Genomic DNA, 12,030 nt, shown 5'->3' on the forward strand with positions numbered 1-12,030 from the left:
CAAAAAAACTAAACCAATAGCCAACCAAAGAAAGCAAACAGTATAGAAGTAAACCACAACAAAAAGAAAACCACCGCAATAATCAAAAATGCAAGTCTAAAGGACAGCTAATGAAAGGAGATGGTTTATCACAGTTGTGAGGTAAAGCATAATAGCATTACAAAAGCCGGCTACAAAAAAAGCTTCCATCTCTTCAAGAGATGGAAGCTTTGAGGTTATTTATTGCGGTTTGAATGAACCGTTACTTTACGCCGGAACCCGGTTGTGTGAGGTTGTGCGGGCCAACGAGGATCAGCGAGCCGTCGGGCTGTTCGGCCGACAGGATCATACCCTGGCTTTCGATGCCGCGCATTTTGCGGGGCGCCAGGTTAGCTACCACAATTACTTGTTTGCCTACCAGGCTTTCCGGCGTAAAATGCTGCGCAATGCCCGATACGATGGTGCGGGTTTCGGCTCCCAAGTCCACCTGCAGCTGCAACAGCTTGTCGGCTTTGGGCACTTTTACCGCCTCCGTGATGGTGCCAATACGCAGGTCGAGTTTGGCAAAATCGTCGTATTGAATCTCCGGGATTTCGGGTTTCGGATTGGCGATTTCGGATTTGGGTGCTGTCGCCTCTGTTGCGGGTTGTGCTTCAGCAGCCTGTTCCTGTGCTGCTTTTGATGCTTCCAATGCTTTGGTTAGTTTTTCCATTTGATAAGCCACTTCGGCGTCTTCGATTTTTCTAAACAATAATTCGGGTGCCCGCAGCGAATAGCCCGTGCTGAGCAACTTCATGGAACCGGCGTTCTTCCATTCCAGCATGCGGTCCACCACTTTCATCATGTGGCACATTTTACGGGCCGTGTTGGGTAAAAACGGGTTGATGAGCACGGCCAGGTTGGCGCACAATTGCAGGCACACGTGCAGGCAATTGTCAATCAGCGCTTGTGCCTCGGCGTTAGGTTTGCCGTCTTCGCCCACTTGTTTGGCTTTGATCCAGGGCTCCTGCTCCTGCATGTAGCGGTTGCCTTTTCGGGCCAGGTCCACCACTTCAAAAAGTGCATCGCGGAACTTGTATGCTTCAATCAAATCTTCCACTTTGGCTGCCGCAATGCCAATTTCTGAAACCAGGCCTTTGTCGGCTTCGGAGGCAATATCGTTGTGGAAGGGCGGTACTTTGCCGCCGCACAGTTTGTGCATCAGCACAAAAGTGCGGTTTACAAAATTGCCAAAAATGGCCACCAGTTCGCTGTTTACGGCGTCTTGGAAACCTTTCCAGGTAAACTCGCTGTCTTTTGTTTCAGGTAAAATGGCAGTAAGGTAATAGCGCAGGGCATCGGCCAGTTGCGGGCCGCCATTTTCCTTTTTAATAAAATCGTCGATGTAATCTTGCATGTCCAGCTTCCATCCACGGCTGGTGCTCATTTTATCGCCTTCGAGGTTCATGAACTCGTTGGCCGGCACGTTTTCGGGCACAATAAAATCGTGCAGCCTCAGCATGGTGGGGAAAATGATGCAGTGGAACACGATATTGTCTTTGCCAATAAAATGCACCAGCTTGGTTTCCTTGTCTTTCCAATACGGCTCCCATGACTTTCCGTTGTTGAGCGCCCATTGCTTGGTGGCCGAAATGTACCCGATGGGTGCATCGAACCACACATACAGCACTTTTCCCTCGGCATCGGGCAGGGGCACTTTTACGCCCCAGTCCAGGTCGCGGGTAACGGCGCGGGGCTGCAAGCCATTGTCGATCCAGCTTTTGCACTGGCCCAGCACATTTGCTTTCCAGTCGTCTTTATGTTCTACGGTGATCCATTGGCGCAGCCAGTCTTCGTGGCGGTTGAGGGGCAGGTACCAGTGTTTAGTGGCCCGCTTTACGGGCGGCTGGCCGCTCAGCGTGCTCACCGGGTTGATCAATTCGTCGGGGCTGAGTGCGGTGCCGCATTTTTCGCACTGGTCGCCAAAGGCGCCGGGAAAGCCGCAGTTGGGGCAGGTGCCTTTGATGTAGCGGTCGGCCAGAAAGGTTTGCGCCTGCTCATCAAAATATTGTTCTGTTTCGGCAGTTTCCAGTTCGCCACGGTCGTTGAGGTAAGTAAAAAACTCCTGTGTGGTTTCGTGGTGAATGGGGCTGGAAGTGCGGTCGTAAATATCGAAGGAAATAGCCAGGTCCTCGAAGTTTTCCTTCATGATGGCGTGGTACTTATCGATGATGGCCTGCGGCGTGGTGCCTTCCTTCATGGCCTGGATGGGAATGGCAGTGCCGTGCTCATCGGAGCCGCACACAAACACCACATCGCGGCCCTGTGCCCGCAGGTAACGTACATAAATATCGGCCGGGATATAAGCACCCGCCAGGTGGCCAATATGTTTTTGGCCGTTGGCATAAGGCAGTGCCGATGTGATCAAATATCTTTTGGGTTGGTTCATGCTTTGGAAAGTTGAAGCGTTTGTGGCCAGGGGTTCAGGTTCTAGGTTTAAGGCTGGATGTACAACTTTCAACTTTGAACTTTAAACTGTTTCCGGCTTGGCGGCAAAAATACCGCATAGCGTTCAAGGCAAAAAAAGTGTCTGTTGACTGGTTGACTGCTTTGAGAAATATGGGTTTCGTTGTTTTGTTTTCTTTATGTTCCCTGTTTACAGATAGTTGTAGCCCTGTTGTAATTTGGACCAATGGATCGAAAGCAATTCCTGCAACTGGCTGCAACCAGTGGGTTGGTATCGGTGGCCCACCTGCCGGCTGCAGGTGCGGGGCCAACGGCAAAGGGCATACGCATTCCACCTTATTTAAAGGCTGGCGATACCATCGGCATTACGGCGCCGGCCGGTGCCATCTCCGCCGGCGAAATGCAATCGGCCATTGGCGTGCTGCAGTCCTGGGGTTTTAAAGTTCGGTTGGGCCAAACCATCGGGCTGCAGCATTTTACGTTTGGCGGCACCGATGAGGAGCGCCGTGCCGACCTGCAGCAAATGCTGGATGATCCGGGCATCCAGGCCATTTTATGTGCCCGTGGCGGCTATGGCGCCGTACGTATTGTGGATGCGCTGGACTGGAAAAGTTTTAAAAAACACCCCAAATGGGTGATTGGTTTTAGCGACATAACGGTGCTGCATGGGCATATCCACAGCCAGTGCAACGTGGCTACCATCCATTCCAAAATGACCAACAGCTTTCCCGATGACTGGGCCACTGCCGAACCGATTCAATTGGCTACGATCAATTCCATAAAAGATGCGCTGATGGGACTGGCACCCATGCGGTACGGTGCGCCGCCAAACATGCACAACCGCACCGGCACAGCGGAAGGAACCCTGGTTGGCGGCAACCTCAAAACCATCGAATCACTTTGCGGCAGCGCATCGGATATTGATACAAAGGGTAAAATACTTTTTGTGGAAGATACCGGCGAATACCTGTACAGCCTCGACCGGATGTTCTGGAACCTGAAGCGGTCGGGTAAACTTAGTCAACTGAATGGATTGATCGTTGGCGGTTTCAATATCAAACCGGATGAAGAGGGGGCGGAGTTTGGTAAAACGCTGGAGGAGCTTGTGCTGGAAAAAATATCGGGTTATAACTACCCGGTTTGTTTTGATTTTCCGGTGGGCCACCAGCGGGCCAACTTTGCGCTGAAATGTGGTGTGCGGCATCAACTCTTCGTGCATAATGATGTAGTTTCACTCACCGAAATATTATGATCACCATTCCACCCTATTTGCAAAAAGGCGACACCATCGGACTGCTGGCGCCGGCCGGCTTTATGCCGTTCGAAAAAATCCATACCTGCATTGATGTATTGGGCGACTGGGGCTACTCGGTAGCACTTGGCGAAACGGTACACAGCCACTCGGATACTTATTTTTCGAGCACCGATGAAGAGCGGTGTGCCGACTTGCAACGGATGCTGGACGACGACCACATCAAAGCGATTCTTTGTGTGCGGGGTGGCTATGGCGTTAGCCGCATCATAGACAAGCTGTCGTTTAAGAATTTCAAAAAATCGCCGAAGTGGATCATTGGATATAGCGATATAACGGTGCTGCATGCACACTTGTACCGCAAGCATAAAATAGCATCGCTGCATGCGCCGATGGCGGCTGCCTTCAACGATGAAGGATTCATGTCGCCTTATGTGGCATCGCTGCGGTCGGCGCTGACTGGGGAAACTTCCAGCTTTCGTTGCGAGCCGCTCCAGCTAAACCGCACTGGCGAAGCAGAAGGGAATTTAGTTGGCGGCAACCTGACGCTGCTGGCGCACCTGGTGGGCACTGCATCGGACCTGCCTACGAAGAATAAAATCCTTTTCATCGAAGATGTAGGCGAATACCTATACAACATCGACCGGATGCTGCTGCAATTAAAACGCAGCGGCAAATTGAAAAAACTTGCTGGCCTGGTAGTGGGCGGCTTTACCGATGTAAAAGATACCGAGCGGCCATTTGGTGCTACCGCTTATGAGATCATTCAAGACGCGGTGAAAGAATATGATTTCCCGGTGTGCTACAACTTCCCGGTGAGCCATACCAACGAGAACTATGCTTTGAAGAATGGCTTGCCGCACAAACTGGTGGTGGATGAAGCCGGCGTTCGACTGAGTGAAATAGTAGAAAAATAAATGCTACAGCTGTTGCAGTATGAATTAAAGGCTGTCCTGTGGGACAGCCTTTTTCGTTGGGTTTCCGTTGTAATTATTTCGAGTTACTGCGTAGTAAATGATCGTTTCAATTTTTGCCGCTTGGCTGGAACAAATGTGTAAACTTTTCCGGAGATTATTTATCGATTTTTTCGAATGCGTGATAGACGGAGTCTATAAAAGCTGGTCTACCTAGAGTGTAGCAATATGATGCTTTTGCGGTTGGTTAAAAATTAAGTAATGCATTTTTCTATTTTAATAATGCTTGCGTTGTTGGCGTGTAGTAAACAGTTAGTCTTTAATGTAATGCCTATAATGCTTGTTTGCTGTTGACATTATCAAAATGCTGAGCGCCGTTCCGGACGATGCAGTGTGCGACGCAAGGAACGATGATGGCTGTATTAAAGCCGGTAACATAAAAAATCCCGGCATGTTGATGCAGGGATTTTTATTTCAATAAAGGCTATGCAATTAACGCGAAATCCATTTGATCATTTCTTTCCAGCTTGGTTTTTTACCATACATCAAAATGCCGGTGCGATAGATTTTGGCGCTGAGCCAGGTGGTAGCTAAAAAGCCTGCTACCAGCAGCACCGCCGACAAACCAAGTTGCCAGTAAGGCACGGTATCGGGTACGCCAAAAGGTATGCGCGACATCATGACAATGGGCGAAGTAAACGGAATGATGGACGCCCAAACGGCCAGCGTGGAACTGGGATCATTGATGGAGTTGATCATAATGACAATGGCCAAAATGATGGGAATGGTGATGGGGAAGGTGAGGCTTTGTGCATCCTGTGCATCTTCGTTTACTGCGCTGCCCACAGCTGCAAATAGTGATGCATAAAACAGGTAGCCACCTAAAAAGTAAAAGATAAATGAGCCGATCACCATGGGCCAGTTGACCGACGAAAGTGTTTGCTGTGCCGATGCAATGTTGCGGATGGCATCGGAAGTTTGTGCATTGGCACCACCCATGCCGCCGCCGGCCTGCGCTGCCTGCTCCATTACGCTAGCGGGGATCAGCATGGATATGCCCGAAAAAAGCAGCGCCAGTAAAATGATCCACATAAGGAATTGTGTGAGGCCCACTGCACCGATGCCGACTATCTTGCCGAGCATCAGTTGAAAGGGCTTAACGGAAGACACGATCACTTCGGCGATGCGGTTGGTTTTTTCTTCCATTACGCCGCGCATCACCATTACGCCATATACAAACAGCGTGATGTAAATTAAAAACGCTGTGACATAACCAATGCCGCTGGCCAGGTCGAAGTTGGACGAGGAGAGTTCACCCATTTCATCTTTTTTCACCGCGTCGATGCTGATGGTGCGGGCCTGTTGTTTCAGCGAATCGATTTGTTTTGGATTGATGTGCAACTTCTGCGAAATAAGGTTGCTTTCCAGTGCCTGTGTAATGTCTTTTTCAATGCGTTCGTTGGCTACGCGGCTCAGGCTTTTTTCGGAAACCAGCTTGAAATTTCCGGTGTTGTTGATGCCGGTGTTTGGTGCATACAAAACTGCGGTAAAGCCTTTTGCCAAAAAGTTGCCCGTATCGGCATCGGTGGTAAACTGGTAGTTTACTGCTTTGCTCGATGTGAGGTTTTGCTGCAAAATGCCTGTTGGGTCGATTACGGCTACTTTTTCATTGCGTACATTCTTTACCGTTATATAAATAACAACGGCAAAAAATAAGGCGAACAGTAACGGCGTAAGCAGCGTGGAAAGAATGAATGTTTTTTTGCGAACACGGCTTAGGTATTCGCGTTTTATGATGATGAGTGTTTTGTTCATGTTGGTGGGGTTGTGGTGAAGAAGTGAATGGGCAATTGTGAATGGTGAATGTTTTAGCAATCTTGCTTATCGGCCATTCGCCATTGACGCTTCACGGTTTAAAAACTGTCTGCTGGCTGGTGTGCTTTCCACCAGTTGAATAAAGATGTCGTTGAGCGAAGGCAGCACTTCGTTGAACGAATGGATAACGGCACCCTGCTGCATCAGGGATTGCAACACTGCATTGGGGCCGTAGCCGTCGTTGATCTTTACGGTGAGTGTGCCATCTTTGCTGGCATCGGCTACTGAAAATACAGGCGTTTCCTGCAAGGCAGGCAATGCTTCAAAGCCAACACGGAACAAGTGTTTTTTAAACTGTTGTTTTACTTCTTTAACCGTGCCGTCCAGTATTTTTTTACCCCTGTTTACCAACACAATCTGGTCGCAGATTTCCTCTACCTGCTCCATGCGGTGGGTGCTGAAAATTATGGTGGCGCCGCGGCGTGCCAGTTCGTGAATTTCTTCTTTGATCACGTTGCTGTTTACCGGATCAAGGCCGCTGAACGGCTCGTCGAGGATAATGAGCTTGGGGCGGTGCAGCACAGTGGTTACAAACTGCAGTTTTTGCGACATGCCTTTCGACAGGTCTTCTACTTTTTTATTCCACCAGCTTTCCATTTCCAGTTTTACAAACCATTCTTTGATGCCCTCCATCGCTTCCGATTTCGACAGGCCACGCAGCTGCGCCAGGTACAGTGCCTGCTCGCCGATCTTCATTTTTTTATACAAGCCCCGCTCTTCGGGCATGTATCCAATGCGGCCAATGTCGTTTTGCGGATCAAAGGGTTTGCCTTCAAAAAGTATCTGGCCTTCGTCGGGGTAAAAAATACCGGTGATCATGCGCAGCAGCGTGGTTTTGCCGGCGCCGTTGGGGCCCAGCAGGCCAAATATTTTTCCGGGTTCAATGCCGAAGGAAATATCATCCACCGCTTTTTGCGTGGCGTAATACTTTTTCAGGTTTCTGGTTTCAAGTAAGTACATGTGTGTGCAGTTCCAGTTTAAGTAATAACGGTTGGTGCGAGGCAACCGGCAGTTTCAATGTCAATTTTCTGCTGGCAAGATAAAGTTTCTGCCACATAGCTGGTGCCTTCGGTAACGTTAAGCCGTTTGGTATGGACCGATTTGGCGGATAAGCGGAATTATTTGCGGGCAAGCGGTGAAGCAGGTTGCATGTAGGCAAATTGCTGCAACTTTGCAGAAATTTTCGGAATGAAACGTTTGTTGTTGTTTAGTACCCTGCTTTTTTCCCTGCTCGTTCTTTGCTCCAGCTGGGGTTTTTTGGTGCACCGCACCGTTAACCAGTTGGCCATTTACCAGTTGCCCAAAAACCTGCGCAATTTTTTTTATAACAATAAAGATTATATAGTGCGCCAATCGGTGCGCCCCGACCAGCGCCGAAATACCGACAAAACCGAAGCACCCAAGCACTTTATTGATGCGGAGCCATATGGCGATTCATCGCTATGGAAAATGCCGCATCAATGGGATGCAGCCGTGGCCAAATACACAAAAGATACATTGGAAAAATATGGCTACGTGCCTTACGTGGTCATGATGATGAAAGAAAAGCTGACCGGTGCTATGCGCAATGGCAACAAGGACAGTGTTTTGTTTTACGCCGCCGATATGGGCCACTATATTGCCGATGCGCATGTGCCGCTGCATACTACGGTTAATTATGATGGTCAGCTTTCGGATCAAAAAGGGCTGCACAGCCTTTGGGAAAGCATGGTACCTGAGCTGGAAATGAACCAGTATAATTTGTACAACCGCCATCGTGCACGTTATTTAAAAGATCCAGAAGAAGCCATCTGGAAAGCTTGCCGCGGTGGCTTTACGCTGGTGGATGATGTATTGCGCATTGAGCGGGAAGTATCGAAAGGATTTACCGACAGCACCAAGTATCGGTACCAGATGCGCAACGGCCGCCAAAGCCGCAGCTATTCCAGTGCATTCGGTAGGGCTTATGCAAAAGCACTGGGCAGCACGGTAAATGAACGGCTGTTGTTGTCGGCAAGATTGATCACCGATTTTTGGTACACCTGCTGGGTGGATGCCGGCAAGCCCGATTTGATGAAGGCGGCACCCATCACTAAGGAAAACAAAAAGGCACTGCGCAAAGAAGTACGTTCGTTTAAGGACAATGATTTGATTGAAGACGGATTGTTGCTGTCGCGGCAGCCGCAGGGTGGTAGTGAAGAATAGCGTATAGATAAGAGTTATTGAGTTGTGTTTTTGAACTGCAACGTCATGCCGAGCTCCATTCAGCATCTCCCATAATTAGCGGATTTTACGACAGTCGAAGGAGATGCCGAATGGAGCTCGGCATGACATTTCCGCTAAGCAAGGCGATACTTAAATAGCGGTTGGTTAAATGAAAAAGTGCTTCCGGGTTGGAAGCACTTTTTTTATGTTGTTGTTAAACTCTTTCGGTTTAAACAGAAAGGTTTTTATCAATAAAAATGCGGTTGCTGCTGTTACTGTGCGGCAATCAATGCAGCCACCCGTTCGCCATCCATTGCTGCACTTACAATGCCACCGGCATATCCAGCGCCTTCGCCGCAGGGGTATAAATTAGCTATCTGCGGATGTTGTAATGTTTCAGCATCCCTCGGTATGCGCACCGGCGAGGAAGTACGGCTTTCCGTAGCCACCACCACCGCTTCGTTGGTCAAATACCCGCGCATCTTTTTGCCAAACTCTTTAAAGCCGCCTTGCAGCGATTTGTGTATAAATGCAGGCAGCACGCTGCGCAAATCGGCAGGGGCAATACCGGGCAGGTAACTGCAATCAGGAAGGGATGCGGTGGCTTTGTTGTTGACAAAATCTTCCATCCGCTGTGCCGGTGCGACCAGCCCGCCTCCGCCTGCCACAAAGGCCTGCTGCTCCACCATTTGCTGGAAATGCAGGCCCAGTAATTCTTTGCCTTTTGGTAGTTCCCGCTCTTTAATAAATCGCTTCAATTCCTGCAGATCCTGCAAGTCCGCATACTCCGCGGTCACCACCATGCCGCTGTTGGCAAAAGGGTTGTTGCGCTTTGATGGCGACCAGCCGTTGACCACAATTTCGCCGGGTGCCGTTGCTGCCGGAGCAATGATGCCGCCGGGGCACATGCAAAAAGAAAACACGCCTTTTTGCTCCACCTGTTGCACCAAACTATACGATGCCGGCGGCAGGTGTTCGCCGCGCTGCGGTGCATGGTATTGAATGCTGTCGATAAGTGTTTGCGGGTGCTCAATGCGAACGCCCAGTGCAAAAGGTTTGAACTCGATCGCTATTTTTTTCTGGTGGAATAAATAAAAAATATCCCGCGCCGAATGGCCCGTAGCAAGGATCACGGCATCGGCATCAATGCGTTCGCCATCGGCTATAACTACACCGCTGCATGTATCATCGGCGATGATAAAATCGGTTACCTTTTTTTCGAAACGCACCTGGCCGCCGCAGGCTATGATTTTCTCCCGCATGGCCACCATTATGTGGGGCAGCTTATTGGTTCCGATGTGTGGGTGTGCTTCGTATAATATTTTTTCGGCTGCGCCAAAATGAACGAGTATGGAAAGAATGCGTTGTATGTCGCCGCGTTTGTTGCTGCGGGTGTATAGTTTGCCATCGCTGTAGGTGCCGGCACCGCCTTCGCCAAAACAGTAATTGCTTTCCCCATTTACAATGCCTTCTTTATTCATGGCTGCAAGGTCGCGGCGGCGACTGCGCACATCTTTGCCGCGTTCCAGCACAATGGGCTGTATGCCCAATTCAATCAGGCGTATGGCAGCAAACAACCCTGCCGGACCCGCACCAATCACCACTACTTTTTTTGTTGCGCCGTGCACATCCTGCAAATGAAGCGGCAGCAGGGCATGCGGCTGAAATGGCTCGTTGATAAACGCCTGCAGCGTCAGGTTTACCCACACCTGCGAACGGCTGCGGGCATCGATCGATTTTTTTAAAATGTTGTAGCCGGTAATTTCCGTTGGTTTTACCGCGCAGGCTTTGGCCACTATGTTGAGGAGGCTTGCTTCATCGGCTGCTTCTGAAGGCAGAACTCTGAGGCTGATTTTTTGTTGCATAAAAAGCTGCTTTGTGCAGCATGCAAAGGTAGGGAGGATGGAGGGAGTTGGCAGTTGGGAGTTGGGAGTTGGGAGCTTCCGTCATTGCGAGGCGCAGCAGTGTTTAATGATTACAATGATGTTTAGGCGCCGAAGCAATCTTCAGCTATACGTAGTGTCTTAGTTTTTGCGCTTATGAGGGATGTGTGAAAGAGAACGGGTATTTTGGGGTTTGCTTCGGCGCGGTAAATGGGTTTAATCAACAAGTGTTTTCGGCGCCTCGCAATGGCGGAGGCACATAGTATTTTGCAATGGGCTTTTGCTGGCAGTTTCTCTACTACCTACTATCAACTACCAACTACAAACTCCCAACTAGCATCTCCTAAATAAACACCCTAACCCCGGAAGTCTTATAATAATTCTCCCGGAACTCCTTCGGTGTGCAGCCTTTTTTGCGTTTGAAAATGCGGTTGAAATTGGCCATGTTGTTGAATCCGCAGTTGTAGGCAATTTCCGAAACAGAACCGGTTGTTTCAATTAGCAGGCGGCTGGCATGGCCCAGGCGGATGTCGTTGAGGCTGTCAATGAAATTGATGCCGGTGCGGGTTTTAAAAAACCGGCTGAACGCCGTTTCCGTCATATTGGCCAGGCGGGCCACATCGCCAAGGGTGATGTTTTTTTCAAAATTGGCGTGCAGGTATTCCATCGCTTTTTCAATACGGCGACTGTTGTACGATGGGGTGCGGTTGGCCGTAAACGTTACATCGGATAAGAATTTCATGTTGCGCGACACAGACAGGTCGTGCAGAATAGAAAACAGCTCCAGCACCGAATCGAAGCCGTGTTTTTGGTTCAGGTTCAGTAGCCGGTCGATGAGCATGCGGGTAGTTTCCGGCGAAAAAAGAATACCCCGAACCGACTGTTCAAACATTTTGCGGATAAATGCCAGCTGGTTGCGCCGCAGCAGCTTCTCATCGATCAGGTCTTTGTGAAACTGTATCGTCACCTCGCGGATTTCTTCGTTGGTGCATTTGTGGGTAAACCAGGCATGCGGCACCCCCGATCCCACTAGCACCAGTTCCACTTCTTCCAGTTCGCCAATATGGTCGCCCACCACGCGTTGCACGCCTTTGCCATTCAAAATAAGGTTGAGTTCAAATTCATCGTGGGTATGCAGGGGAAAATCGAAACTCGACTTGATACGGCTAAACACGGTAAAACAATCGTTTTGCGTCAGCGGTATCAGCTCTTTCATGATTTGATCTTTCATGAGCTGAAAAGAGGTTAAATGTTGGCAAGCTTAACTTAAATACGGCAGAGTATGCACTACTCGTCGGGAATAAAGCTATAGAAAACCGGTAATAATAGTACCAATATTTTGAAATTGTACAGTTGTCATGTATGCACATGATTTGCATCATGTTATGAAGTGTTTGGTTTACACTTATTAAAATAGTATGCTAAATAGTATCAGAGTTGAATAAAAAAGTATCATTGTTTGTCGCATTTATCCACCTAGTTTTGACATACAAAATAG

Annotated in this window: 8 protein-coding genes; 3 read left to right on the forward strand and 5 right to left on the reverse strand. The window is 49.2% G+C overall.

Features of this window, described 5'->3' with window-relative positions; translation table 11 throughout:
• Positions 1-241: 241 nt before the first annotated feature.
• A complete protein-coding gene (gene metG / locus DRJ53_RS18470) occupies positions 242-2,407 on the reverse strand; it encodes a methionine--tRNA ligase (protein ID WP_114237240.1) in 2,166 nt (721 codons plus the stop codon).
• 243 nt (positions 2,408-2,650) lie between these two features.
• Between metG and DRJ53_RS18475 the strand changes: the two genes are divergently transcribed.
• The gene (locus DRJ53_RS18475) at positions 2,651-3,676 is read left to right on the forward strand and encodes a S66 peptidase family protein (RefSeq protein ID WP_114237154.1); all 1,026 of its coding nucleotides are present in this window, start codon (positions 2,651-2,653) and stop codon (positions 3,674-3,676) included.
• Positions 3,673-4,593, forward strand: a complete 921-nt coding sequence (locus DRJ53_RS18480; RefSeq protein ID WP_114237155.1) for a S66 peptidase family protein — start codon at positions 3,673-3,675, stop codon at positions 4,591-4,593. Before DRJ53_RS18475 ends, DRJ53_RS18480 begins: the two co-directional genes overlap by 4 nt.
• A gap of 489 nt (positions 4,594-5,082) precedes the next feature.
• On the opposite strand, the gene DRJ53_RS18485 is transcribed toward DRJ53_RS18480, so the two are convergent.
• Together DRJ53_RS18485 and DRJ53_RS18490 are read right to left on the reverse strand one after the other, a co-directional pair.
• A complete protein-coding gene (locus DRJ53_RS18485) occupies positions 5,083-6,405 on the reverse strand; it encodes an ABC transporter permease (protein ID WP_114237156.1) in 1,323 nt (440 codons plus the stop codon).
• A gap of 66 nt (positions 6,406-6,471) precedes the next feature.
• Complete coding sequence (locus DRJ53_RS18490) at positions 6,472-7,425, reverse strand: ABC transporter ATP-binding protein (protein ID WP_114237157.1); 954 nt, start codon at positions 7,423-7,425, stop codon at positions 6,472-6,474.
• A 228-nt stretch (positions 7,426-7,653) separates the two neighbouring features.
• Here DRJ53_RS18490 and DRJ53_RS18495 point away from each other — a divergent pair, with 228 nt between their 5' ends.
• Positions 7,654-8,649, forward strand: coding sequence for a zinc dependent phospholipase C family protein (locus tag DRJ53_RS18495; RefSeq protein ID WP_114237158.1), 996 nt, complete (start codon positions 7,654-7,656; stop codon positions 8,647-8,649).
• Positions 8,650-8,921: 272 nt separating this feature from the next.
• Here the strand turns inward: DRJ53_RS18495 and DRJ53_RS18500 are convergent, their stop codons facing one another.
• Positions 8,922-10,514, reverse strand: coding sequence for an NAD(P)/FAD-dependent oxidoreductase (locus DRJ53_RS18500; RefSeq protein WP_114237159.1), 1,593 nt, complete (start codon positions 10,512-10,514; stop codon positions 8,922-8,924).
• A 361-nt stretch (positions 10,515-10,875) separates the two neighbouring features.
• Positions 10,876-11,763 carry an AraC family transcriptional regulator gene (locus DRJ53_RS18505; protein ID WP_114237160.1) on the reverse strand — a complete coding sequence of 296 codons (888 nt, stop codon included), beginning with the start codon at positions 11,761-11,763 and terminating at the stop codon, positions 10,876-10,878.
• Positions 11,764-12,030 lie beyond the last annotated feature (267 nt).

Origin of the sequence: Paracnuella aquatica, from assembly GCF_003332885.2 — a bacterium.
GTDB lineage: Bacteria > Bacteroidota > Bacteroidia > Chitinophagales > Chitinophagaceae > Flavisolibacter > Flavisolibacter aquaticus.

What these genes read in the sequence shown, in the direction of transcription:
- metG (WP_114237240.1), bottom strand. Translation starts at nt 2,407, where the DNA reads ATGAACCAACCCAAAAGATATTTGATCACATCGGCACTGCCTTATGCC.
- DRJ53_RS18475 (WP_114237154.1), top strand. Translation starts at nt 2,651, where the DNA reads ATGGATCGAAAGCAATTCCTGCAACTGGCTGCAACCAGTGGGTTGGTA.
- DRJ53_RS18480 (WP_114237155.1), top strand. Translation starts at nt 3,673, where the DNA reads ATGATCACCATTCCACCCTATTTGCAAAAAGGCGACACCATCGGACTG.
- DRJ53_RS18485 (WP_114237156.1), bottom strand. Translation starts at nt 6,405, where the DNA reads ATGAACAAAACACTCATCATCATAAAACGCGAATACCTAAGCCGTGTT.
- DRJ53_RS18490 (WP_114237157.1), bottom strand. Translation starts at nt 7,425, where the DNA reads ATGTACTTACTTGAAACCAGAAACCTGAAAAAGTATTACGCCACGCAA.
- DRJ53_RS18495 (WP_114237158.1), top strand. Translation starts at nt 7,654, where the DNA reads ATGAAACGTTTGTTGTTGTTTAGTACCCTGCTTTTTTCCCTGCTCGTT.
- DRJ53_RS18500 (WP_114237159.1), bottom strand. Translation starts at nt 10,514, where the DNA reads ATGCAACAAAAAATCAGCCTCAGAGTTCTGCCTTCAGAAGCAGCCGAT.
- DRJ53_RS18505 (WP_114237160.1), bottom strand. Translation starts at nt 11,763, where the DNA reads ATGAAAGATCAAATCATGAAAGAGCTGATACCGCTGACGCAAAACGAT.